This is a genomic window from Pseudomonas sp. HD6515 (assembly GCF_024971855.1).
Classification (GTDB): Bacteria; Pseudomonadota; Gammaproteobacteria; order Pseudomonadales; family Pseudomonadaceae; genus Aquipseudomonas; species Aquipseudomonas alloputida.
Genome location: NZ_CP079827.1, coordinates 2,142,625 through 2,167,251 on the forward strand (window position 1 = coordinate 2,142,625; position 24,627 = coordinate 2,167,251).

General features: G+C 55.7%; 26 protein-coding genes and 1 pseudogene. 11 read left to right on the forward strand and 16 right to left on the reverse strand.

Annotated elements, in window-relative coordinates:
• Positions 1–60 precede the first annotated feature (60 nt).
• The 3 genes and pseudogenes from KW568_RS09785 to KW568_RS09795 all read right to left on the reverse strand — a co-directional run bounded on the left by KW568_RS09785 (position 61) and on the right by KW568_RS09795 (position 2,647).
• Positions 61–1,157 (reverse strand): annotated as a pseudogene (locus KW568_RS09785) (IS630 family transposase).
• Between the two features lie 132 nt (positions 1,158–1,289).
• Positions 1,290–1,673 (reverse strand): hypothetical protein, encoded by a 384-nt coding sequence (locus tag KW568_RS09790; protein WP_004575574.1) that lies wholly within the window; start codon positions 1,671–1,673, stop codon positions 1,290–1,292.
• Between the two features lie 440 nt (positions 1,674–2,113).
• Positions 2,114–2,647: an OB-fold protein gene (locus tag KW568_RS09795; protein WP_177333904.1), complete on the reverse strand. Its 534-nt coding sequence runs from the start codon at positions 2,645–2,647 to the stop codon at positions 2,114–2,116.
• Between the two features lie 133 nt (positions 2,648–2,780).
• On the opposite strand from KW568_RS09795, the gene KW568_RS09800 reads away from it, so the two are divergent.
• Complete coding sequence (locus KW568_RS09800; protein ID WP_004575572.1) at positions 2,781–3,227, forward strand: hypothetical protein; 447 nt, start codon at positions 2,781–2,783, stop codon at positions 3,225–3,227.
• Here the strand turns inward: KW568_RS09800 and KW568_RS09805 are convergent.
• The 10 genes from KW568_RS09805 to KW568_RS09850 all read right to left on the reverse strand — a co-directional run bounded on the left by KW568_RS09805 (position 3,166) and on the right by KW568_RS09850 (position 10,259).
• A complete protein-coding gene (locus KW568_RS09805; protein WP_310796041.1) occupies positions 3,166–3,483 on the reverse strand; it encodes a LysE family transporter in 318 nt (105 codons plus the stop codon). The genes KW568_RS09800 and KW568_RS09805 overlap by 62 nt on opposite strands.
• A gap of 64 nt (positions 3,484–3,547) precedes the next feature.
• Complete coding sequence (locus tag KW568_RS09810; RefSeq protein ID WP_004575571.1) at positions 3,548–3,757, reverse strand: hypothetical protein; 210 nt, start codon at positions 3,755–3,757, stop codon at positions 3,548–3,550.
• A gap of 88 nt (positions 3,758–3,845) precedes the next feature.
• Complete coding sequence (locus tag KW568_RS09815; protein WP_004575570.1) at positions 3,846–4,091, reverse strand: hypothetical protein; 246 nt, start codon at positions 4,089–4,091, stop codon at positions 3,846–3,848.
• An 84-nt stretch (positions 4,092–4,175) separates the two neighbouring features.
• Positions 4,176–4,310: a hypothetical protein gene (locus KW568_RS09820; RefSeq protein ID WP_256221612.1), complete on the reverse strand. Its 135-nt coding sequence runs from the start codon at positions 4,308–4,310 to the stop codon at positions 4,176–4,178.
• 194 nt (positions 4,311–4,504) lie between these two features.
• Positions 4,505–4,714: a hypothetical protein gene (locus KW568_RS09825; RefSeq protein WP_004575568.1), complete on the reverse strand. Its 210-nt coding sequence runs from the start codon at positions 4,712–4,714 to the stop codon at positions 4,505–4,507.
• A gap of 88 nt (positions 4,715–4,802) precedes the next feature.
• A complete protein-coding gene (locus KW568_RS09830; RefSeq protein ID WP_004575567.1) occupies positions 4,803–5,018 on the reverse strand; it encodes a hypothetical protein in 216 nt (71 codons plus the stop codon).
• Positions 5,019–6,719: 1,701 nt separating this feature from the next.
• Positions 6,720–7,019, reverse strand: a complete 300-nt coding sequence (locus tag KW568_RS09835) for a helix-turn-helix domain-containing protein (protein WP_004575565.1) — start codon at positions 7,017–7,019, stop codon at positions 6,720–6,722.
• 5 nt (positions 7,020–7,024) lie between these two features.
• Positions 7,025–7,954, reverse strand: a complete 930-nt coding sequence (locus tag KW568_RS09840) for a helix-turn-helix transcriptional regulator (protein WP_050562512.1) — start codon at positions 7,952–7,954, stop codon at positions 7,025–7,027.
• Between the two features lie 40 nt (positions 7,955–7,994).
• Positions 7,995–9,368 (reverse strand): TonB-dependent siderophore receptor, encoded by a 1,374-nt coding sequence (locus KW568_RS09845; protein WP_050562511.1) that lies wholly within the window; start codon positions 9,366–9,368, stop codon positions 7,995–7,997.
• Positions 9,369–10,259: a TonB-dependent siderophore receptor gene (locus KW568_RS09850; protein WP_231115656.1), complete on the reverse strand. Its 891-nt coding sequence runs from the start codon at positions 10,257–10,259 to the stop codon at positions 9,369–9,371.
• Positions 10,260–11,053: 794 nt separating this feature from the next.
• Here KW568_RS09850 and KW568_RS09855 point away from each other — a divergent pair.
• The gene (locus KW568_RS09855; protein ID WP_004575562.1) at positions 11,054–12,271 is read left to right on the forward strand and encodes a PucR family transcriptional regulator; all 1,218 of its coding nucleotides are present in this window, start codon (positions 11,054–11,056) and stop codon (positions 12,269–12,271) included.
• A gap of 252 nt (positions 12,272–12,523) precedes the next feature.
• Here the strand turns inward: KW568_RS09855 and KW568_RS09860 are convergent, their stop codons facing one another.
• From KW568_RS09860 to KW568_RS09870, 3 genes are all read right to left on the reverse strand, one after another.
• Positions 12,524–13,543 (reverse strand): GlxA family transcriptional regulator, encoded by a 1,020-nt coding sequence (locus tag KW568_RS09860; protein ID WP_259538149.1) that lies wholly within the window; start codon positions 13,541–13,543, stop codon positions 12,524–12,526.
• Between the two features lie 197 nt (positions 13,544–13,740).
• A complete protein-coding gene (gene gabP, locus KW568_RS09865) occupies positions 13,741–15,126 on the reverse strand; it encodes a GABA permease (RefSeq protein ID WP_016488026.1) in 1,386 nt (461 codons plus the stop codon).
• A gap of 73 nt (positions 15,127–15,199) precedes the next feature.
• A complete protein-coding gene (locus KW568_RS09870) occupies positions 15,200–15,982 on the reverse strand; it encodes a creatininase (RefSeq protein WP_016488025.1) in 783 nt (260 codons plus the stop codon).
• A 316-nt stretch (positions 15,983–16,298) separates the two neighbouring features.
• Here KW568_RS09870 and KW568_RS09875 point away from each other — a divergent pair, with 316 nt between their 5' ends.
• From KW568_RS09875 to KW568_RS09920, 9 genes are all read left to right on the forward strand, one after another.
• The gene (locus tag KW568_RS09875; RefSeq protein WP_016488024.1) at positions 16,299–17,426 is read left to right on the forward strand and encodes a spermidine/putrescine ABC transporter substrate-binding protein; all 1,128 of its coding nucleotides are present in this window, start codon (positions 16,299–16,301) and stop codon (positions 17,424–17,426) included.
• A 24-nt stretch (positions 17,427–17,450) separates the two neighbouring features.
• Positions 17,451–18,368, forward strand: coding sequence for an ABC transporter permease (locus KW568_RS09880; RefSeq protein ID WP_024717429.1), 918 nt, complete (start codon positions 17,451–17,453; stop codon positions 18,366–18,368).
• Positions 18,365–19,174 (forward strand): ABC transporter permease, encoded by an 810-nt coding sequence (locus KW568_RS09885; protein WP_016488022.1) that lies wholly within the window; start codon positions 18,365–18,367, stop codon positions 19,172–19,174. The genes KW568_RS09880 and KW568_RS09885 overlap by 4 nt, the downstream gene beginning before the upstream one ends.
• A 28-nt stretch (positions 19,175–19,202) precedes the next feature.
• Positions 19,203–20,291, forward strand: coding sequence for an ABC transporter ATP-binding protein (locus tag KW568_RS09890; protein ID WP_259538168.1), 1,089 nt, complete (start codon positions 19,203–19,205; stop codon positions 20,289–20,291).
• 86 nt (positions 20,292–20,377) lie between these two features.
• Positions 20,378–20,770: a hypothetical protein gene (locus KW568_RS09895; protein WP_016488020.1), complete on the forward strand. Its 393-nt coding sequence runs from the start codon at positions 20,378–20,380 to the stop codon at positions 20,768–20,770.
• Between the two features lie 315 nt (positions 20,771–21,085).
• Positions 21,086–22,297 carry a M24 family metallopeptidase gene (locus KW568_RS09900; RefSeq protein WP_004575553.1) on the forward strand — a complete coding sequence of 404 codons (1,212 nt, stop codon included), beginning with the start codon at positions 21,086–21,088 and terminating at the stop codon, positions 22,295–22,297.
• Between the two features lie 81 nt (positions 22,298–22,378).
• Positions 22,379–23,611 carry an MFS transporter gene (locus KW568_RS09905; RefSeq protein WP_054882025.1) on the forward strand — a complete coding sequence of 411 codons (1,233 nt, stop codon included), beginning with the start codon at positions 22,379–22,381 and terminating at the stop codon, positions 23,609–23,611.
• A gap of 109 nt (positions 23,612–23,720) precedes the next feature.
• Positions 23,721–23,846, forward strand: coding sequence for a hypothetical protein (locus tag KW568_RS09910; protein ID WP_259538174.1), 126 nt, complete (start codon positions 23,721–23,723; stop codon positions 23,844–23,846).
• Between the two features lie 424 nt (positions 23,847–24,270).
• Positions 24,271–24,612, forward strand: a complete 342-nt coding sequence (locus KW568_RS09920; RefSeq protein ID WP_238739377.1) for a potassium channel family protein — start codon at positions 24,271–24,273, stop codon at positions 24,610–24,612.
• Positions 24,613–24,627 lie beyond the last annotated feature (15 nt).

Here is a 24,627-nt window from a genome sequence, read left to right on the forward strand (position 1 = left end):
GGCTGTAGGTATCGTGAAACACTAACGTCCGGTCTTCTTGGCAATGTCCAGCTGCGCCAGCTAGTGTTCTGTCTCCGATAAAACGTTCTCTTTGTTCTCGCGCGCCATGGCCTTTCGGGCAACCTGGATCTTGCGCAAGATGTCTTCACCTTTCGCGCTCCAGACGTACCGGCAGGGCTGGGCGTTGTGCAGCGCTAAAAACGTGGTAATGGAGCTGGCCAGTTCACGTGTGGAACTGAAGCTGCCGTCGCGCAGGTAAACGGTGATATCCCGGAAGAAGCGCTCAAGCATGTTCATCCAGGAGCTTGAGGTCGGGGTGAAATGCAGGTGGAATGGTGGATGCCGCTTAAGCCATTCCTTGACCACCGGATGCTTGTGAGTGGCGTAGTTTTCCACGATCAAATGCAATTGAAGGCCTTTGGGTGTTTCTCGGTTGATCTTTTTCAGGAAGGCCAGTCACTCCTGATGCCGATGCTGGGTTTCGATGCTGCTGATCAACCGACCTTGCAGATAGTCCATGGCGGCGAACAACGTTCGCGTGCCGTGACGGACATAGTCATGGGTTTGCGTGCGGATGTGGCCGCTGCCCAATGACAAGCCTGGTTGCGTGCGTTGCAGAGCTTGAACCTGGCTCTTTTCATCACAGCAGAGCACCAATGCCTTATCCGGTGGCGCCAGGTACAGGCCGATAACGTCCCAGAATTTTTCTTCGACTGAGGATCATTGGATAGCTTGAAGGTGCGGGTGAGGTATGACTTGATGTCGTTGGCAGCCCAGATCCGCTGAACGCTGGCAGGAGAAATGCCAGCGACACGCGCCATGCTACGGCAGCTCCAGCGTGGCTGACCGATGCGCGGTTGAGTGACCTGCTCGAGTGTTCGCTTCAAGGCTTCGGCAGGCAATGAAGGCTTGCGGCCTCGCCCCGGCAAATCCACCAAACCCTGAAGACGCAGTGCTTGAAACCGCTTGCACCAGCGCGTGACGGAAACCACGGAGAGGCCCGTCAGTTCAGCGATTTCATTACGTGAATGACCTTGAGCGGCCAGCAAAATTACACACGCTCGACGGCCATCGCGTTGCCTGATGGTGGCAGACCGAACTCATCGGCTCAGCTCAACTTGTTCATCGTCACTGAGCACGATGTCTTGAGAATTCATCGCTCCCCCCCGCGTCCTATCTGACCAAGGAAGCCCACTCTAATTGGATACTTATTTTTGAGACAGAACACTAGGGCCTGCGATCAGGAGGGGCTTTCTTGATTTGGAGTAAGTGCATCTCAACGTTAGCTGCTATGGTGCATGACCATCATCGGTCTCATTCTCCAGCTTGATGATCTCATGCTCTATTGCTGTCATCTGGAGCCGAAGGTCAGCAAGCTTTCTGTACAGAATTTCAATATGCTCATCTTTGCTTTTCGGAGGAGTTCTTTTTGCCAAGTCATCAATTTTACCGATGTTCGTGGCAGAATTTTTGCTGTGTGAGGCGATGGTGCTATCAGCAATCCATGCCTTCATAACCTGATAAGACGGATTACCTTCTTGCTTGCAGAAATTGCTCAGGGATATGCGAGAGTTGCGGAAGTTCTCTATCGCAGCGACACGTTCTTTATCGCTATATCGTTTGGCTTGCTTGGCGGTCGCGATCAGTTTTACGGGCGTGTCACAGAGGCTCATTTGGTTGTCCAACTTGGTGCAAGTGATCAGATAAACCAGTGTAGCAGTACCGTTATTACGGTCACGCCTAGCAAGGCCGCAACGATGAATACCCAATCTAAGAATGACAGATGATTGCCCATATCAATTGCACCTCGGACGCGTCGATGGCCATCCAGATGAATAGGGCGGCAGCTGCGATTGCGATAAATGCGTAATACAACTCATTCTTATCTGTCGATGAGTTCATGATTAAAGCTCCATTCAGATTGAGCAATTGAAGTGGAACTTTCAAAGCGTAGCACTGTCTCTCCGTCTCGGCATTACAATCGCTCATCAAAAACCGAGCGAGACTCATGGCTGCAAGTCGTAATCGAAGTAAGAATCACCCAATTTTTTGTGAAGAGAACCGCCTGTAACGTGCTGGTGCTCTAAGTAGTGAGCGTTTGCATTAGCTCTCATTACCAGATAAAGGTGCATTGCCCGGACATTGGAGTCTTGGCAACGTCTCCTCTGCCAGTACAAGCCAACGTAATTTCATCGCCCGGCTTTAGAGAGACTGCGAATTTCTCGTCACTTTCTGCGATTGCAAACTGCGGCTCCTGAAAGCGATTCGCCCCGCCCTTCATGGTGACGTAGGGCTTGCCTCGGAAATCGGTATTGATGCTAGCCACAGTGCCCGTAACCTTGAAATCTCTTCCTTTGAAGGTCTGGTCGGCTGCGTAGGTGTTCTGGCTGTACGCTTTGGCAATTTCGGATGCGGTGAATGACTCCAATGCAGCAACCCGCTCTGCCTCAATCTGCCGCTTCTCCATACCCGCCATGACAGCCTGCTTAACGGGGTCAACCTCAACGGATTGAGTGCTAGTAGCGCGGGTGTCAGGAGCATTAATCATGCCCTTAACGACGATGTACGCACACCCTACTGCAAGCGCAATTCCGATTTTTCGCTTCAATGACACAACACTTTCCTGGATTTGGTGGTAACGGGACATGGTGTCATAGCAACATTGCGCACGTCCAGAGGCGGCGGAAAAGCACAGCAGGACGGTTTGCCAGCACCTTCGTTACCCCAGTCTTCCCTTGTATGCTCTACTGCTGGCTCAGTTTATCGCGAGGCAAACGGCCATGGGTTTGCTAGACGCTTGTGAACACTTCGACAAGGCGCTGGTCAGCTTGCTGGGCATGAATGACATTCTGCGGGAGGACTTGAATGCACTCCTCGACGCTTTCCCAGATCAGTCCAGTCAAGTGCTCCGGCGTAGTTTTGTTCAAGCATCGTGGGCTTATGTTGAGGCCATCACGCACGCTCTTAAACTCATGGCGTCGATCATGGTGGATGCAGCGACATGTAGGCTGGAGGCTGACGAGATAGCGTTTCTCAGGGCTCAGCGAGCGGGGACGCTTTGTAACATCAAGCAGACAATCCATGTAGTTACCAAGGTCTTCGGTCTGCGTGAACGTAACCTAGGGGGCGGGAGCGACTGGCGACTAGTAAAACCGAGTATTAAAATTAGAGATCGCTTGGTTCATCCCAGGGCCGTTGAGAGCTTGCAGGTGGGAGACACCGACTAACCAAAGAGAACAACTGCTCCGAGGCTTGGAGCAGGGCGCCCAGGCCGCATCCGACGGCACCAATAAGGATGAGGTCAGACAGAGCTGCACCTGCCATCCCGAAGGAAGCTATACGTATCCCATTGGAGGCTCCGTTGCTGAGCGCCAGGAGCATCGATGGTCCGGGCGTGATCATCACTGCGCTGACCGTAATGACGTAAAGAAAAAGCGTAGAGGCGTCCATCCAATAAATGCTCCTGCGGCCATGTGAGTGCATGCAAGACCGGCAATTTAACCTGGCGCTGATTCGGCAAGCAACGCTGCCTGGGCGAGGTCGTGCCTCAATCGTTCATGAGTTTAGCTACACCGCGGGTGATGAACTCCAGGTTGTCATCCAGCTTCGCCAGTGACTGACGGATCTTGATCGACCCGTCGGCGGGCCCATGAATTTGCTCGATCCATTTGGAAAGCTCTTCGACGGCTTCGGCGATGGCGAGTTGGTTCTCGTTGAGCTTGAAGATGAGAGAAGGGATGAGGTCGTTGGTAGGCATGACGCGATCCTCCATGTGGCAAGGAAAGCGTAGCAGGCATAAAAAAGCCCACCGAAGTGGGCAGAGAGGGATCTTTAGCCTGGTCAGCTCAATCTGTTTCGTCGCTCTGGCCATCAGGTTTCCACCTAGCAATTAGGTCCACCAGCAGCTCGGCTATGGCGTCACTGTTATCCGAAAGCACTTCAAGATGCTCGCTTATCCGCTCGGACGTATCAATCGATCCCCGCTGGTCGATCCAGATTCCAATCTCCTCGATTGCGGCGCCGAGAGCATTGATGTTTTGGTTTAGTCGGCCGAGGAGGGCTGGAGTCGGATCATCGGGAAGGTCGGTCATAGTGGCTACTCATGGTGATGAGGGAAGACTAGCAGGCAGGGAAAACCAGCGGTAGGCCGGCCTTTCTGTAAGCGGGTCTGATGGTCAACTGATCGGCGGCAGTCGGTCGACCACCTCAGACATGAGGTCCGCAATGATCTGTCCGTTGCTTTCAACCAAGCGGAGGTGCTCCAGGGTCTTTAGGGATGTCTGGATGTCACCGCCGTGCTCGATCGACATACGAATCTCATCTACGGCAGAGCCTAGCGCCATTACGCTTTGATTCAGACGGTATAGAACAGCAGTAGTAGGGACGGCTGGCATCTCTGATCCTCCATCTAGATTGAAGGTTAACAGGGCTAGCAGAGTTGGCAGCCTGCTCAGAAATGCTCAGATCTGAGCTGACCTACAGGCGAGCCCGGCAGTCGTCAACATCAGTCATTCATCAGTCTAGCGACACCACGAGTAATGAACTCCAGATTGTCGTCCAGCTTTGCCAGTGACTGACGGATCTTGATCGAGCCGTCGGCGGGCCCATGAATCTGCTCGATCCACTTGGAAAGCTCTTCGACGGCTTCGGCGATGGCGAGTTGGTTCTCGTTGAGCCTGAAGATGAGAGATGAAATGAGGTCGTTGGTAGGCATGACGCGATCCTCCATCTGGCAAGGAAAGCGTAGCAGGCAGACAAATCGCTGCCGAGTCTCAATTCTGCGCGATCAGACTCTGAGGCGATCAATGCAGCTTGCCTTGCGTGTTGGCTAAGTCAATGGATGTCCTGATCTGGGCGATCAACGCCTCGATCTGCTCCAGAGCCTCGGAGATTCTCTGAAGATCCTCATCAGGGTACCCCTGACATGCAGTCGTTACCCCTTTCATCAAGGTGGCCAGCTCCAATTGAGCATCAGCCAGGCGCGAAAGCAGCGCCAGTGTGAGTTTGTCCGTGACCATGGCTTAAACCTCCAAGGGTCACGACAGGATAGCAGGCATGAAAAAGCCCGCTCAATGGCGGGCTCTCTGCGAAGCGCGCTGATCTCTCTACCGCTGGACTTCTCTAGCTAGGGATACCAGATCAAGCGCGGCGTACCTGTCGCTTGCTTTTACCGGGTAGGTTGAATAAACATAATCAATGAAAGAGCTGAAATACTATTGACTTCGTTTTTTCAATTACAGCATCCAGTATTTCTTCATCCCTGTCAGAAAGATCAATATCCCGAGCGTCGCCACAAAAACTCTATTAAGTGCTTGGAGGAGTCGTAATGGTTTTCTTGGTGAAGGATATTGAAGGATCGAATACCTTTGGCTGAGTCAATTACGTCATCTACGTATGGGTCGTAGTGATTAAATGCCCATCGGATATCGGTTGGCTGTTCGTCGTCAAGCAATGCGGAAAACCAATCAGCCAAATACACTGGATTTGTGAGTCTGGCTTTGGATAGCTCGTGCTTGTACGGGTAATTGCTGCAGAGCTAGGCCACTATGTTTTGAAGTCTGTTCATTTGGCGCCTGCTTTTTTGAAGTCTTTAACAAAGTCTTTCTCTGCTGAGTTCGGTGCAGATTTAATGTGCGCCTTTCTGCTCAGCTCTAAGCCATCACGCAGGAATTTTGAATGTATTCCTTGGTGCTCAGAGCAATAAGCGATAATCTCGGTTTCGATGCATTTTTCTGAGAAATTTAGATAATTCTCGTTGGTGCTTTCAAAGACGATAACCCCTGTATGAGAGTCTGCATCAGCATATAGCTATGGCCACATATCTGCAGCTCTTCATGGCGAAACCTAGGGCTTGAGGCTCCTTAAAACCGTAGGTTTTCCATGTGCTCAAGGTAATCTGCCCGGTTTTGGTATCCGGGGCAATGCCTTTCGACGTGCTGCTGGTGCTGCCAGGCCTGACCGATGACCCCTTGGTTAAGGGCGTATTTTTGCCTGTGGGATTTTGCGTAAACCGGATTTTTCGAATGCCTTGCGAGAAGATAGAAGTCATTTCCATGCTCATAATATATTGACACCCGGTCATGAGTTGTTAGTCCTAGGCTCTTATAAGCGGCCTTTAGGTGAGTTGTAACCAGCTCTGTATGTAAGGTCTGAGCGAAGACTTAAGTGGCTCTATGGTTTCTTGGTAGCTGATTATTTCATTATTCAGGTCGGGGATGGAATTATTTTGTGGTTTTAGAGATTCAGTAGTGGGTCTCAGGGCGTTCGAATCGATGCAGTTACCTATTCCTCCAAGCACGGAAAGCCCTGTGACTGCTATCATCCATGCTACAGGGTAACGAAAAATCACTGAGGTATAGCTCCACAATGTAGTCGTCCCCCCCCCCCCCCCACACACACTCTCTCTCTCTCTCTCTCTCTCTCTCTCTCATCGTCAATCTTAAACCCGCTGGCAAATGCACCGCCAAAGGCCAATGGCACGGTGCCGATCACTGTCATGGCAATATATAGGCTGCCATTAAGCTTCGTGCCAAGATCTCCTAGAAGATTGCTTTCTCCAGCAAATCCAAAGGCTTTAAAAAATCCCTTTATTATGGTTATTCAGGTTCTGTTAGTCGGCTTTGTCTATCTATCTGGGTTTGGTTTCAGGTATTAGCAACTCCGACCAATCAATGTGCTCCAACCGATCTTCCCGAGCCTGCATCACCTGGCAGATCCGACTATTGATCGTCATCTTGCGAGGCGTGCGGTGCTGCTTCAATCTCATCTGCCAGCCTGTCGCTGAACGATCTGACTGGTATGCCGCTAATCTCCTCGAACGCTAGTGCAATCGCTATGGTAAGCGGTCGCTTTCCAGTCAGGTAGTTGCTCACCGTCATAGTACTGACGCCCATCGCTTCTGCCAGCTTACGCAGTGTGATTCGATCAGCTGGCGATGCCGCCTGGTTGAATTCATCGAGAGCCTTACGCAATGCATTGCGTTCGTCCTCTTCCCAAATCCACAAATTTTCACGAGCCATTGATCTCAATATTCCTGACTATGAGCATCAATGGCTCGACCTGGGCGTCGCGCCCGTATCCGATTGGGTTCGGTCTCGCAGCTATGCGCATTAGTTCGACCGCCGAGCGCAGCTGCTGGTTGGGCTTGGTGAGGGGCATATGAACCTCCTAGAAAAACGAAGCACCCCAGAAAACTCGGCCGATAATCGATCTCTTCATCGACTAGTTGCTCTGCTGTGTACTCCTCGTCTGGGTGTTCATCACGGTTGAAGCTGCGCAAGCGCAACCCCCCGCGCGCCAGTCTGTATAGCTGCTTAACTCGGACGTGCCCGGCATGGTTCAACGCGTACATCTTTCCGTCGACCACATCAGCCACCTTGTTTTTGCCTCGATCCACCGCAACGGTCCCGCCGTTTTGCAGTACCGGCTCCATAGAGTTTCCTGAGATCGACACACATACGGCCTGGTCTGGCTGAACGCCGAGATTGCGTACGGTGTATTTGCCAAATCGCAGCTTCCTGGTTCCGCTTACCTCGACCACTGTCTTACCGCCTCCTGCAGACAGCTCAACTTCCTTTAGGAATGGCAGTTCGATCTCGTCATCATCCAGCGGCGTATCATCCGCCCACTGATCGATGCCTTCGGATTCGATCCTGGCATTCGTCTCAACAGGTCGCTTGCCAGGGGTGTGGTCGTGCGGCTGGTCAAGCCACCCATGCTCAAGACCCGCGGCCGCCTCAATCTTCCTGGGCAGCTGCGGACCCAGGTTGCGCTCAGGGTTTGATGAAATGATCAGGCTGATTACGGACGGCGCCGTACCGCACGCCGCAGCGAATTCAGCCTGAGTGGGAGAGCGCGCCGCAAGGGCTCGCAGGTTTTCGCGTCGAATGGTGTTGGTATCCATGCGCGGATGATCGCCGCTTTTATCCATGTGATAAATAATCTTCTTGATCAATATTAGGTCGCCTATAAATTATCAAAGAGATAAATTTGCTTTATCTCCTGGAAAGGTAACTCAGATGAAAACCCCCAACCCTGAAATGCAGACTTGGCTGTCCAGCGCGAGCGCAGATGAGCGTCAGCGCGTGGTCGATGTTTCGGGTATCTCGGTCGGCTACCTGTGGCTGATTGCTGGAGGGCATCGGAAGCCATCCAAGGACGTCGCCTGTCGGCGCTGATTGAAAATTGAGGCGGGCGTCGATGTGCTCGGTCGGTTTGAAACCCAGCATGAAGTCGACCAGGGTGTAGCCATCCTGCTCGATCATGTAGGTGGTGCCCTTGTTGTAGATGCGGTTCTGATGATACAGCGAGGTCACTACGCGCCACTGATTGAATTGCCCAGGCAGGGTGTAGGAGGTGCTCATCTTGAACAGATGGCGGGGAATGTCTGTGTCGAACAGGCGGCCTTCGTTCGCCTTGTTGACATCCTTGAGATACTTGGCCTCGGCGAAGGTATAGCCAGCGGCCAATTCCCAGTTCGGGGTCAGCTGGCCCTGCACCTCCAGCTCAATACCCTTGCTGCGCACCTTGCCCGCTGCCTCGTAGCACGAGGCGGTAGGATAGGAGGGGCACAGGCTTTGGTCGGTGATGGCCTTGGCGCGGTTTTCCTGGTCGATCTGGAAAATCGCCGCCGATGCGTTCAGCGCGCCGTCGAAGTATTCGCCCTTGAGGCCCAGTTCATAGTTCTTGCCAGTGATAGGCGATATGGTGTTACCCGAGGTATCCAGGCTGCTCTGCGGTTTGAAGATATCGGTGTAGCTGACATAGACGCTGTGATGCTCATCCAAGTCGTAGATAAGGCCGGCGTACTTGGTGACATGTCGAGTGACCTTCAGCTCGCTCTCGGTTCCCTTGTAGGGCGCGCCGGTCTCGTTGTCGTACCAGTCCAGTCGGCTGCCGAGAATCAGTTTCAACGGGTCGGCCACGCTAAGTCGGGTGCTGGCATAGAAGCTATTGAGCTTGGCATTGGTGTTTTGCCAGCCGTATTTGTCCTGACCCTCCGGTTTCGGTGTGGCGCCGGAATCCCTGTTGTAGATGTCGATGTTGCTCTTCAGCAGGATATTGTGGGGCACGTCACCGTTGAACACCACGCGCCGGTGGCTGGCACCTACCACCAGTTCGTGATCGCGGTCCATCAGGCGAAATGGGCCACTGGCGTACGCGTCGAAGCTGTTTTGGGTTTCCCGGTAGTGCCCGGCACCGACGAACTGATCATAAGTTTGCGTGGCGGTGCGGCCGAGCAGGTAGGTGCCGAGCATGTCCAGATCGGCCCAGGTCTTGGTGGCAGAGACGTTGAGTTTCCATCCGTTGTCCAGGATATGCTCCAACGCGGCATAGGCTGAGGTGCTGGTCTTGTTCCAGTACTCCAATCATTGCTCAACGATGTCGAGCGAGATAGGTGCAGGTCGCTGCCGTCGAAGCCAACCGGCAGGCCGGTCCATCCGTTGCCGTTGTTGTTTGTCCTGCTGTCGTGAGGCACTCAGGCTCAACGTGGTGTTGTCGTTGAGGTCGGCTTCCATGATGCCGTAAAAAAGGCTGCGCTCGTTGTCCAGCGTATCGCAATAGCTGTTGCCGGTCTGGTGCGCCGTCACCATCCTGCCGCGAACGGAGCCCGTGTCGTTCAGGGCGCCGCCCACATCGACCTCGGTGCGGTACCGGTCCCAGGTCCCCATGCTGCCTTCCATGCTGGCCTGGAACTCGCGGGTCGGTAGCTTGCGGATCAGGTTGATGGCCGCCGAGGGATTTCCCGCCCCTTGCATAAGGCCGGTGGCGCCGCGCACCACTTCGACCCGGTCATACATAGCCATGTCTGCTGACAGCAGATCCTGGGACACCTGGGAGCTGTCGAGGCTGGTGGGTAGGCCGTCGTACATAATGTTGTCGAGGGAGAGTCCACGGGCGTAGTACGAGGAGCGTTCCGGCCCGGTGCGGCGAAGGGTGAGGCCAGGGGTGTTCTGCACCACCTCATTGAGATTGGCCAGGCTCTGGTCTTCGATGCGTTGGCGGGTGATGACCGTCACCGATTGCGGCGTCGCGCGCAGCGACATTGGTAGCTTGGTCGCGCTCGCCATGCGGCCAGTAGTGTAGGCGCCAGTGTCCTCGGTAACTTCGCCCAGCCCCTTACTTGAAATGGTCGTGCTGCCCAAGGTCACCGCGCCTTTCGGGATGTTGGCTTGGCGCACCAGTTGGAATTCTCGCTCGCCGGTGCGCACAGCTTCCAAGTCAGTGCCCGCCAACATTTGCTCCAGTGCCTGCTCCACGCTGCTGTCTGCAAAGTGGGGCCGAGCACGTCGCCAGGGTGATGGGCAGTAGTCACGACCTGACCAATACCACTGCAACCCGACTAATGCTCACGTTCATGGCAATCGCGGCAAACAGCGCAACCCAAGCCAGCGCTAGGCGTGCGTTCCCCCCGATCATCATTGGCCGGGAGTATCAGGGATTTCAGATGAGTATATATACTTGCTTGGTCACCGAAGGCGAGTTGGTCAAGCTGGCCTACGATGCATTCGGCGTGCTTCTCCGCAAGGAAGCCAGTCATGATGAAATCGATTAGACGCAGAAGAAGGCCATCTAAAAACAGTTGGAGAGACTGTCCCAAGAAGAAGGGGGCTTGCTCGACTTGTCCAGATAGAGAAGTAGCTGAGAGGGAAAAACATTAGCTCGATAGTTGGCTGCCACCAGTCGGATGGCGTGGGGCAGCGCATAAAGGTAATGGGTAGAGTGGTAATGTTATATAATATCCAGTCGTTGGAGTTTACGGGAGGGCATTTCTATACTTCGGCCTGTTGATGGCGGTCATTTCGCTGTTGAGTGAGTGAACATGACCGTTTTCAGGTAGCATCATTACAAATTCCCGGAATTTTCTTCTGTATGCTTGCTGAGACTCAACCGCATGCGCTATTCGGTCATGGTATAGGAGCAGAACTGATATGTCCCTACTATTTCTAAAGTTAATATTTTCGGCGAGCATTGACGCCGTGGTACAGTCCGATATTTTCATGCGCGAGCCAGTCATAGGGCGCCAGATGCAGCGCCTGGCGGGTGTAGAGCCTTGAGCTTGACCCTTAATGAAATCCTGCACCTGCCCGGCTTGGAGGGCATGAGGGTCCGCGCAGGCGAGCGTTACTTGCAACGTCGAGTATGCTGGTCATACGTGGCGGGCAATGAGGGTATCACCGCGTGTAAAATGGGCGGCGAACTAGTATTTATCTCGGAAATCAATTACCTATGTGACGAACTCAAGCTGCTCACTTTGGTCGAGGTTGGTGCTGTGTCGGGCATTGCCGGGATAGTGGTTCTTACTGGTGGCTCGTTTCCCCAGTGCATTTCGTCCTCAGTGATCGTTCGTGCTGAACAGTTGGGCTTGCCGCTGATCGAGCAACCCTCTCCGCTGAGGTTGGTGTTTGTGACCCACCTGATCGATAGGGCCCTGATGCATATGACTCAAGTACGACACTCACGCAACCACATTCTCGGCCAGTTGCTGACCGGAGATTACTCGAGCTTAGCCATTGCACGACAGCGGGCTGCGCATTTGCAACTGACGCTTGATATCCCACGGCGACTGGTAGCGCTGCGCTTGTTTGGTATCGAGACACTGTTTGAGCGCCAAGGCCTGGCTCAGGGCGAGCAGTTGTGGCAAGCCACTCGGCAGGCCTTGGAAGACCAACTTGAAGCCTGGAGCCGCAGCCGCCCAGGAACGGTGACGGTAGAGATGCCAGGCGACCTCTTCGTGCTGCTGCTAGTGGATGCCGATGACCTGCCGGCAGCCTTGACCACGTTGCGTCAGCAACTGATCGGAGTGGCAGGGGAGTTGGAGGTGTACATGGGCCTGTCGAGCCTGGCTGAAGACTGCGGACATTACCGCCGAGTGCTCAACGAAGCGCGTCAGGCGCTGAATGTGGCACAGAACCTGCGCCCGGACAGCGGTTACTGCGATTTCAACGAGTTGGGCGTGCTGGGTTTGCTGCAGGGGATAGTCGACCACACGCTAATCGATGACTTCGTCGAAATGACACTTGGCCCGCTGTTCGTGCCCGGCCGTAAACACTCTAATGTACTCGTACATACCCTCGATGCTTTGCTCAAGGAAAACGGCAACGGACTCAAGGCTGCCCAGCGCCTTGGACTTCACCGAAACACCATCAATCAACGTATCCAGCGCATCGAACAACGGAGTGGGAAATCCTTGGGCGATCCACTTTTTCGTATGAATGCTTCGATCGCTATTATGGTATGGCGCATGTCTGTAGCTCGAGGTAAGGAATAATGACATGAATATCATCAATGCGCGCTTGCGTGGCAAGCGTAGTCCGCTTCGCCCTGAATGGCATGACATCTAGCCAGATCGAAGTGATAGCGCAAGTCAGGATGGGATGACCTCGATTTCCGGGAGAACAATGGTGGTGGCGCCTTCATGGAGCGACATATCCTGGATGTCCCCCCGCATTGCAGGTCAGCTGAGGGGGGGGAGCATGGCGAGGGCCCCTGGACCGCGCGAAAAAACTAACGACAGGGTTGTTCAGTGATGTGAAGAGGCTTCCTTTTTCCGCTCGCCGATGGGGGAGACACCAAAGAAGCGACTGTAGCACTTTGAGAAATGCGCTGGCGAAATGAAACCACAGGCGAGGGCGATATCACGTACTTGGGATTCACTGTGTAGCAATAGTTGCCTGGCCCGTGTCAGGCGTAGTTCCAAGTAATACTGACTCGGTGTGTTTTGAAGATGCTTGTGGAACAAACGCTCCATTTGCCGAACCGAGATCTCATTCAGTTCTGCAAGCTCTTCCAAGGTCATCGGGTCTTCAAGGTTGGCTTCCATGATTGTAACAATCTGACTGAGTTTGGGCTGAGAGGTGCCGAGCTTTTGCCGCAAAGGCACGCGCTGGCGCTCTTGCGATCCACGTACTCGATCACATAACAGCAGTTCAGCCGCATGACTGGCAATGTCCCGCCCGCCAGGTTCTCGGGCAATCAGTTGTAGGATCATGTCCATGGACGCCACGCCGCCGGAGCTCGTGAAACGGTCACGGTCAAGCTCAAACAGTTGGTTGGAAATGATAATGCCGGGAAATCGCTCTTTTAGCGCCTCGATATCTTCCCAGTGGATGGTACACCGATAACCAGTGAGCAGATTGGCGCGTGCTAGCAAATGGCTGCCTGTGCAAATACCGCCCAATGGCACCTGGTCATGTGCCAACTTGCGAAGCCAGTTGAGGATGGGGCGGGTATTGTGGTCGGAGACTATCGGGTTTGGCCCCACCACGAACAGCATGTCCAGCTTTGGGGCATCCTTGATACTGAAATCGGGCAGGATGCGCATGCCGTTACTGGCACTCACTGGCTCCATGTCGGCTGCAATGATCAGGGTCTGGAACATGGTTTTGCGTGCTGCCAGGTTGGCCATGCGCAAGGTTTCCACCGCCGAGGCGAAGCCAATGGTGGTGAAATTGGGAATGATCAGGAAACCGACGACTTTCAGCGGCGGGGCATCATTGACAGGGTATGCCGGTGCCAACGGCGAGGATTTTAACGTACCCATCAATACGACTCCTTGAATGCAAAAAAATGACGTGCTCTGCGTCTGGTTGCCGTAAATCGGCAATTCATTGTGTTTAGGTTGATGCATTTGTCAGAGTGATAGTACACGCAGTGCCTAAGCATTGGGAGGCGCCCCGGTGAAAAGCAAAAACCCTGCGAAAGCAACACCTTCACAGGGTGGGTAACGACTCGGCCTGGTCAGGCAGGCTTGCTCGCCACGGTGGCCGAAGTGCTCTTTTTAGACGAGAAAATGGCGCTCACGCAGACGATGGACAGCGCCAGCGCACCAGTTGCCACCACTTCCATGCGATGCCCTGGCATCACCAGCATCATCGTCAAGATACTGATGATGGAGAAGATGACCAGGTAGCTGAGCCAGGGGAACAGCCACATCTTGAAGTCCAGCGCAGTACCTTGGCTATCCATCCGATTACGCAGAACCAATTGCGAAACAGCGATTGCCAGATAGACTAGAAGCGCTACCGCCCCCGAACTTGCCAGCAGGAAGGAAAACACCTCGTCGGGAGCGAAGTAATTGAGTGCTGTGGTCAAGAAGCCCACTGCGGTGCTGGCTAGCACTGCAATCACTGGCACGCCCGTCGCTGAGGTGCGCTGCAGAACGCGAGGACCGTCGCCGCGCTTGCTCAGCGAATAGACCATGCGCGATGCGGTGTAGATGGCCGAATTGAGGCAACTGGCAACGGCAATCAGCACGACGATATCGACGATCATCTTGGCGTGCGGGATGTTCATCAGCTCAAGGGCCCGTTGATAGGAGCCGACCTGTACTAGCATGGGGTCGTTCCAGGGCACGATGGAGATGATCAGGAACACCGAGACGATGTAGAAGATCCCCATTCGCCACACCACGGAATTGGTGGCACGGGTGATTTGCTTGGAGGGGTTTTTCGACTCGGCGGCGGCAATGGTGACAATTTCAGTACCCATGAAACTGAACACGGTGGTGAGCATGGCACCGATGACAGCGGTCATGCCGTTGGGCATGAAACCACCAAACTCATGACTCAGGTTGACCACGCCGCTAACTGAAATATCGGGCAGCGCGCCTGTCAGTGCCAATGCACCCAGAGCAATGAACCCTAGCACCGCGATAACCTTGAGCATCGCAAACCAAAACTCGAATTCACCGTAGCGCGCCACACTGAACAGGTTAGTTACGGTCAGCAAACCGGTAACCACCAGTGCGAATTCCCAGGTTTCTATCGCAGGGAACCAGGCATGCAGAATGGCCGCTGCTGCAATGGCTTCGATTGGAATGACCAGCACCCAGAACCACCAGTACAGCCAGCCAATGGTAAAGCCTGCTGTACGTCCCATTGCGCGCTCGGCGTAGGTGGAGAATGACCCGGTATCTGGCGAGGCCACCGCCATTTCTCCGAGCATGCGCATGACCAGAACGACCAGTGTGCCAGACATGATGTACGCGAGAATTGCCGCAGGACCGGCTGCAGCAATGGCATGCCCCGAGCCGATGAAGAGGCCGGCGCCAATAGCGCCGGCGATTGACAACATGGTGACGTGGCGCTGCTTGAGGCCGGGGGCCAGAGTTGAGTTGCTGGACATGCTAATTACCCTTTTTATTCTTGAAGGAGGGTGAACTGCGAACGGCGGTGCTGCTCTGGGCTGGAGATCGGTGTTATTTCTGCAGGTCGAAGGCCTCCCGCACAGCGCTGCTAATGCCCTCTACGCAAACTCGCAGAATCAACTCGCCTTTTTCTCGGTTGGCGCCCTTAGGCGAGGAAAGCGTTCCGCAGGCGGGGGTGCGTTCAGGGATGATGGGGAAGACATCGTAAGGTGGGAATTTTGCCGGAGGGTGGTCGACGGCGCGGCTCAGGTCGACCTTTTCAGGGTGCAGGGCCAGCATCAGTGACGTTTCGAAAACGCCACCGTGTTCGATGTCCCAGCCGAGGAAACCTTCGGGGTAGAGCTCTTCGATGACCGCCGGCGCGTTGACGAAATCCCAGTAGGACAGAACGACCACCTTGAAATCGGTGATACCGCCATAACGCAGTTCGCGCAGCGCCAGGTCGATGCCTTCGACGATGAACATCGAGTTTTCATAATGGCCATTCATCAAGACCAGCTTGCGCGCCCCATGCCGGGCGAGTTCGCGGATGATGTCCTGGATGGTATGGGTCAGTGTTGCGCCATCCAGGCTGGTGGTGCCGGGAAAGTGGTTGCCACCTCCCGACTTCTGCTGTGACTTGTAGCCATAGGCCAAGGCGGGTAACACCAAGCCGTCGACTTCTCGCGCTACTGCCTTGCACAGGGCGGTAGGCAATAGCACATCCACCTCCATGCACATGTGATGACCGTGCTGCTCCAAGGCGCCCACCGGCAAGAAAATCGTGCTGCCGGAAGCTACCTTCTGTGCGTACTCAGGCCAGGTGAGTTCGCCAACCACTACGCTTTCGTTCATCGGTTATCTCTCTTTATTCTTGTATTCGTTGAAGTAGTCCGTTTGCAGCGAGCCAGTACATGCAACGATTTGATCAGATCACAACGACATTCACTTGTCAGTTCCCGACCTGAATTTGACAAATGCTGACGGACCTGCGATCCAGGTGGGTCGGGTGGGGCAGGGGGCGAATTTGACAAATTACAGGTCGGAAAAACACAACTTGCCCTGATGGCAATCTGCTGCAATCGGTAATCACACAGGCGGTGAAAACCTTGGGGAAGCGGGGCGAAAGCGCGGCTGGGCCAAGGCACTTTTGATTACCGAGGGTATCTCCATGACGCGTCGCGCCGATTTTTCACGCCGTACATTCATCAAGAACAGCAGCATTTTGGCCGGTGTGGCGGCGCTCTCCGGGGTACTTCCGAACAGAACCTTTGGCGCAGCCGAAAAAGAACTGGTGATACTGGCGTGGGCAGGCCACGCCGCGCCCGACATCGTCGCGGATTTCGAGCGCGAGCATGGGGTCAAGGTGCGGGCCAAGTACTACACCGGCGGCGATAACATGCTGGGGCTCATTTCGCAGTCACCACCGGGCACCTTCGACCTGATCCTGTCGGATGCCGAGTATGTGCAACAACTCAACGCCGCCGACTATATCGAGCGACTGGACCTTGCCGATTATCCCTTCGATGACTTCTACCCAGAGTTTCAGCACTTTCCAGGGCACTGGCAGGGCGATGAACTGTATTCGGTCATGGTCCGCTTCGGCTTTCTCGGTATCGCCTTCAATACCCAGTTGCTGCCGGAGTCCAAGGCGAAAAGCTACCAGGTGTTCTGGGACGATAGCCTCAAGGGCAAGGTCGGCCACTTCGACTGGCACCTGCCAAACCTGGGCCAGATCAGTTTGCTCAATGGCAACAGGCTGCCCTACGACATCGACGCGGCGCACTGGAAGAGGCTCCAGGACAAAACCATGAGCCTACGCGGACAAGTGGCCGGGTTCTTCGATTATGGCGGTACCTTCTCCTCCCTGAAAAACGGCCAGATCCACGCGATGTGTGGCATTGGCGACTGGATTACCGGGGTCTTGCAGCGTGCCGGGGCACCGGTAAAAACAGTGATACCCGAGGAGGGCGGCCTGCAATGGACCGAGTCTTATTGCATCGCCAAGAAAGCCCACAGCCCGGAACTTGCGAAGAAGTTCATTCAATACATCACCTCCCCTGAAGGCCAGGTGAAGTCGGCGAAGATGGAGGCTTACCCGGCGCTGATTCCCAATAAGCGCGGCTGGGAGTTGCTGAACAAGACCGACCTTGCCGAAGCCAGACGCCAAGGCATGGTACTGGGCCAGCGCAATGTCATGGACGACATCCGCGAGGGGCGTATTCAGTATCGCGCGCTCCCCGTGCAGCAGAGCCTGGAGGACTGGAACGACTTCTGGTCGCAGTACAAGGGCGCTTGATGGCGCCTACACAGGAGCGGCGTAATGATTTCGAACAAGCTATCGCCCCCACTGCCCGCCAGTGAGGAGCCTGCACGCACGCGTGGGCAGTTCGGCAAGCGCACCTGGCGCTTACCGGGGTATGGGCTGATCCTGTCGCTGCCGATACTGGTCTGGCAGCTACTGTTTTTTGTAGCGCCCTTGCTGTTTCTGCTGACCATCAGTTTTTGGCTGGTGCGCAACTTTCGCATGGTCCCTGCGTTCGAGTGGCTGAACTGGAAGTACCTGTTCAGCCGCGAGTACTTCTGGGATGCCTACTTGCACACCTGGGCGATGGCGGCGGGGGCCAGTGTGCTGATCAGTGCCGTAGCCTTTCCGTGCGCCTATACAATTGCCTTCAAGTTCCGCGAATCGACCCGGCAATGGTTGGTGCTGTTGTTGATCACGCCATTTTTTACCAGTTACCTGGTGCGCACCTATTCCTGGCAAGTCTTTCTCAGTGACCAGGGGCTGCTCAATAGCGCCCTGGCGTTGCTGGGGATTGGGCCGTTGCCCTTGCTCAATACCAGTTTTGGTAGCTATGTGGGTTACTTCACCCTGTGCCTGCCGCTGGTAGTGTTGCTGCAGTTGTTCAGCCTCATGTACATCGACCGCACGCTGATCGAAGCTGCCCACAACTTGCGCGCGGGCCGTCTGCGCACGGTATTTGGGGTAGTGATTCCATCGGCGCGGGTCGGCATCGTCATCGCCGCACTGTTCTGTTTCATCATGACCTTCGGTGACTTTGTCAGCCCGCTCTATCTAGGGGGCGGCCAACCACCAACCTTGAGCACCCTGATTACCGACACGACCAAATCGGGGCAGCAATGGCCACGCGCGGCGGTTATTGCCACGACGATGATCGTGACCTTGCTGGCCACGGCGTTCCTGATGGTTCGCCACGCCTACAGGAGGCGCGCATGAACGAACATCGTGTCATCAACTTCATGCTGCGCAGCTTCGTCGTCCTGGTGTTCTTGTTCATCCTCACGCCTATCATTGGCAGCTTCGTGTTTTCCTTCAACGTCGACCGCTTCCCATCCTTGCCCCTGGGTGGCTTCAGTTTGCGCTGGTACGAAGCGATTGCCGCCGACCCGCAAGTCTGGCAAGCCTTCAACAACAGCCTGGTCGTCGGTGTGGTGGTATCGCTGGTTTCCACGCTGCTGGGCTTCACTGCCGCCTATACCGACTTTCGTTATCACTTTTTTGGCAAGTCGGTGTACATGGCATTGGCACTGCTGCCTCCTACCATTCCGGTGGTGATTCTGGGCCTGGCGATGCTCGCGTTCTTGTCGCGAATCGGCCTGTCCGGCGAGCTGTATGCCGTCATGATCTGCCACATCGTCATGTGCTCACCATTCGCCATGGCGGTGATTCGCATGCGCCTGGCGCAGATGGCCCCGCAACTGGAGGCCGCCGCCTGGAACCTGAGCGCCAGCCAATGGCAGGCCATGCGCTACGTGATCCTGCCGTTCACCGCCCCGAGCATTTTCGCCGCACTGTTCGTGACCATGGCCGTGTCGTTCGACGAGTTCGCGGTGGCCTGGTTCGTTTCGGGCCTTAACGAGACAGTCCCGGTACGCATCCTCAATACTTTGCAAGGGCAGGTCAGCCCGACCATCAATGCGATAGGCACGATCGTTTTCATCACCACGATCACGCTGACGATCGTTGCCCAGGTTTTGCTCATGCGCCGGCAGAAGAAACCGGCTGACGGCAAAAAAAGCTGAACATCCCATGCCGACGCAGGAGCTCCCCATGACTCAACCGTTAGTGGTATTCGATAACGTGACCAAACAATTCGGCAGTTACGTCGCTGTCGAACCGATGAACCTGGAAATCTACAAGGGCGAGTTCGTCGCGATCATGGGCTCCAGTGGCTGTGGTAAAACCACCACGCTGCGCATGCTTGCCGGGCTCGACAAGCCCAGCAGCGGTGAAATTCGCTTGAACGGCGAGCGCATCAACGACCTGTATTCCTGGCAAAGGGACACCCCGCTGGTGTGGCAGAACCTGGCGCTGTTCCCCTTTCTGAGCGTGCTTGAAAACGTTGAGTTCGGTTTGCGCATGCGCGGCATGGGCAAAGCTGAACGGCGCAAAAAAGCCCTGCACTGGCTAGAGCGCCTGGACCTGGGCGAGTTTGCCAACCGTGATATAAGCATGCTTTCTGGCGGGCAACGGCAGCGGGTGGCGCTGGCGCGTTCACTGGTCACCGAGCCCCCGATACTGCTACTGGACGAACCGCTCAGTGCCCTCGATGCGCACTTGAGCGTGCGCATGCAGGCGGTGTTGACTGGGTTGCAGAAGGACCTTGGCATCACCTTCGTCTATGTCACCCACAGCCAATCCGAAGCCTTCGCCATGGCTGACCGCGTGGTGATCATGAGCCGTGGCCGGGTTGAGCAGATTGGCACGCCCAAGGATATTTTCTTCGAACCGCACAACCGTTTTGTCGCTGAATTCGTCGGCGGCAAGAACATGCTTGGCGGCGTTGTGCTTGGCTTCGACGACACCGGGCTGGTGCAACTGGACTCGGCGTATGGTCGCTTTCTGGCACGCTTGCCCGAAGACCGATCTGTTGCGGTAGGGGAAGAGGTCACCCTGTGCATCAGTGCCGAACATATCAACCTCGCCGCGCAACCGACCACAGCCAGCCGCCTGGCGTGTACCGTGATGGGGGAGGAATTCATTGGGTCAATGGTCAACATATACCTGGAAGTCGCCAACGGGCTGGAACTGCAAGTGCAGAAGCCGTACGCGGATTACGACCTACTTGGGCTCAAGAGCGGGCAGAGGGTGCATGTCGGGTGGGACGATGCGCGGGCGCTGATTTTACGTGGCAATTAGAGGTCGATATCTGACATCTGCGCAGGGGCGGCAGCGTGGACAATTGTAGACGTACCCACGCCCAGTTGACCCGAAGGAGGCAGTACATGCAGCAATTGACTGAAACCAGCGAAAACCTGGCCAGCGCCGTGCGTATTGGCTTCCTGCTGGCCGAAGGGTTCGATTTCTATGCCTTGGCCGCTGCGCTGGAACCCTTGCGCCAAGCCAACGACGTGGCCCGCTGCGTGGTCTGCGAATGGCAGATACTGAGCCTTGAGGGCCAGCCGCTGAAGGCCAACAATGGCATCGTGGCGGCCACCGTGCAACTGAGCCAGGCCAAGCCCCTCGATGTGCTGATTCTGTGCCTTGGCAGTGAATTGCAGTTGTGTACCGACGACAGTGTCCGCGAATCGCTGGCGCTGCTGACCAAACCGACCTGCCGCACGCTCGATGTCGGCGAATTGGCCGAATTCATCGGCGTTGCCCGGTTGTCCCCGTAGCGCGTGTTCACCCGCTACCAGAGCTGAACCTGCCTCGATAATTATCTTGATCCGCGCCTGCAATGGGCGCGACATCGCGCGTTTCCTCTCCTTCATTCCCCCTCATCTATACCTCTGCCTGTTCTTGCCGCAGCGAGGCCTGTACGGCAGTGGCGGGCAATATTGTCCTTTCCATAGCGGCGTTTACAGCAAGGCGGATCTGATCATCTAGGGGTCGGATTCGCGCAAAAAAGGCCGCCTTTTATCTGTTCGAATGATCTCCAGTGGCACCCAAAACAGGGCCTCTCTACTGATCACCTACCAAGGACTGAAGACATGCAAATGCCGAAAACAATACAGATTCACAACGGCGAAAAAGTTAAGCCGACGTTCTCGCACCAGGAATACGCCAACCGTCAATCCAAGTTGCGCAGCTACCTGGCCCAGAACAATATCGATGCCGCCGTCTTCACGTCTTATCACAACATCAACTACTACAGCGATTTCCTGTATTGCTCGTTCGGCCGTCCTTATGCCCTGGTGGTGACTCAGGATGCCGTGGTGTCGATCAGCGCCAACATCGACGGTGGCCAGCCATGGCGGCGTACCGTGGGCACCGAAAACATCATCTACACCGACTGGCAGCGCGATAACTACTTTGTCGCGATTCAACAAGCCTTGCCCAAGGCCGGACGTATCGGTATCGAGTTCGACCACCTCAACCTGGTCAACCGCGACAAACTGGCCAGCCGCTATCCGCAGGCCGAGCTGGTGGACGTTGCCGCGCCGTGCATGCGTATGCGCATGATCAAGTCGGCTGAAGAACACGCCATCATTCGTCACGGCGCCCGGGTTGCCGATATTGGTGGTGCAGCGGTGGTCGAGGCCTTGCGAGACCAGGTGCCTGAGTACGAAGTGGCGCTGCACGCCACCCAGGCTATGGTTCGTGAAATTGCCCGCACCTTCCCCGATTCCGAACTGATGGACACCTGGACCTGGTTCCAGTCCGGCATCAACACCGATGGCGCGCATAACCCGGTCACCTCGCGCAAGGTCAACAAGGGCGACATTCTGAGCCTCAACTGCTTCCCGATGATCGCCGGTTACTACACCGCGCTGGAGCGCACACTGTTCCTCGACCATTGTTCCGATGAGCACCTGCGCCTGTGGGAGGTCAACGTCAAGGTCCACGAGGCCGGCCTGAAGCTGATCAAGCCTGGCATGCGCTGCAGCGATATCGCCCATCAGTTGAACGAGATTTTCCTCGAGCACGACCTGCTGCAATACCGCACCTTCGGTTATGGCCATTCGTTCGGCACCCTGAGCCATTACTACGGTCGTGAAGCGGGCCTTGAGCTGCGCGAAGACATCGACACCGTGCTTGAACCTGGCATGGTCGTGTCCATCGAGCCGATGATCATGCTGCCCGAAGGCCTGCCGGGTGCCGGTGGTTACCGCGAGCATGACATTCTGATCGTCAACGAAAACGGCGCTGAAAACATCACCAAGTTCCCATACGGCCCGGAACACAACATCATCAAGAAGTAAGCGAGCACGCCGCACAGGAAACTGTGCGGCTTTTTTTATCTGCATGGCTTTGTCATTGCCCAAGGTTCAAGGAGTACACGCGTGGAGCACACAGCAGCGCACGCTGGCAATGAACAGGAGCTGCCGCAACCTGGCGCAATTGCCAAGGGCTCGCGGCTTTTTTATTTTGCCTGCGGCATTATTTTCGTAGCCTTCAACCTTCGCACTGCATACCCAAGCCTTGCGGCTGTGCTTGCCGATATATCAAGCAATTTGGGCCTGACGCCTGCCGCCGCCAGTGCAATCACCACGCTGCCGGTACTCTGCCTGGGGTTGTTCGCGCCCGTGGCACCCTGGCTTGCCCGCAAAATGGGCACAGAACGCACGATATTGGTGTTGATGGCGGCGTTGTCCGTAGGGCTATTGATACGCGGCGTTGGGAACGTCAGCGGCCTGGTGGTCGGTTCGATCGTTATCGGCAGCGCCATCGCCATCATCAACGTATTGCTGCCTGGGCTTATCAAGCGCGACTTCGCCAAGATTACTGGGCTGATGGCCGGCCTATACTCCATGGCGCTGTTGAGCGGTGCGGCGACTGCCGCAGGGTTCACCCTGGCGCTGCAAAGCACCTTGGGCGGTGGCTGGACGACGGCGTTGGCGCTGTGGTCCGTGCCGGCAGCGGCAGCCTGTGCCTGCTGGTTTTTCCAACTGCCCAAGGGAACGGCGCTGGCACCCAAGGCTGCGCCGCGCGTACGAGGGGTGTGGCGCTGCGCGCTCGCCTGGCAACTCACGCTGTTCATGGTGCTGCAAGCGATGTATTCGTTCACCGTGTTCGGCTGGCTCGCCCCGTTTCTGAATGGCCGGGGGATGACGCCGCTACAGTCCAGCGTCATCGTCTCCAGTTCAATCCTGCTGCAAATGGTCGCTTGTCTGCTCGGGCCGCTGATCGCCACACGCTTGCCGAATCAATCCTGGTTCAATGTGCTTGTGGTGGTGCTCACCACGGTCGGTTTCCTTGGATGCCTGTCCGCGCCGCTCGACACGGTATGGCTGTGGGCCGGGGTACAAGGCGTCGGGCAGGGTGCCTTGACCTCCATCGCCATCACCATGATTGTGCTGCGCTCGGCAAACGCACAGGTAGCGGCGGAGCTTTCGAGCATGGTGCAAGGCATCGGCTACAGTCTGGGTGCACTCGGGCCGTTGCTCGTCGGAGTGCTTTATACGCCGGCCATTGGCTATGCGCACGTTGAGATATTTCTTAGCGTGGTAGGCGTAGCGATGCTGTATTTTGGATATACCTCAGGTCGACGCCGGCTCGTGGCAGCTCATTTTTAGCGCCATCTTCAAGCTGACACCTGGTCACTGTGGCGCCCCCAGCGGTAAGAAACACCATTCCGCGGCGCCTTTGGAGAACAGCGGCGATGGCTTGCGCCTGGGCGAAAGCATGCAACATGAAAGCGAAGAGACTGTCTGCAAGCGTACCAATAGCCTGGACTTGGGTTTGGTCGAGGCGCTGACGCAGCAGATCCTGCTTGGGCGGTTTCCCCCTGGTGAAAACTACCCTCAGTGACCGCAGTTGTAAGTGAGCATGGGGCCAGTCGAATGGTAGTGCGCGAAGATGTTTCCAAACTGCAGGCGTCTGGTTATTCCGAGGCTCGTCATAATATCGGTACTTTGTACTAGGGCGGGAGAGTCAGTTAGGTCTTCAGCTGAAACTCGACACTGCGGCCAGTGTCAGGGCGTTGCTGGGGAAATTTATGTCCACAAACTCAACGCTAGCCAAGCGCCACGATTTTTATCCCCTTTCTCCCGCAGGGCGTCCTCGGCTGGTTCAATTACACCGATTCCCAGGACGCAATCAGTGAAGCCGACCGCTTATTGTTGTGTCATACATTTCCGAGGGGCGCTGCTATGTTGATTCGAGGTGTGGGCCGCGCCGTGGGGGATATCTTCTACCAGCGCTGTTTCTATTTGTTCCTCATTTCATTGCCGTGGTGTCGTTCATCGAGCCGACGCCGCTGGGCCGCATCACCATCGCGGGCGCCAATGCCGTACCTGTTGATCGGTATCTTCTGGGCGTTCCTTATGCGTTGGTGGACAGCTACCATCCCGGGTCATTCACGTTGGGCGGCCAGCCGACGCCCCCCGACTTTTTCGACTTCGTCTATTTCAGCTTCACCGTATTGACCAGCACCGGCTTCGGTGATTTCGCGCCGCTCGGTCGGCAGGCGCGTGGCATCTGTACGGTGGAGCAGATTGCCGGATCGTTGTTCGTGGCGATACTGATTGCTCGACTGGCCGGGGTTTACCCCCCCCTCGGGGGGGGGGGGGGGTGAAGGCGCAGAGATTGA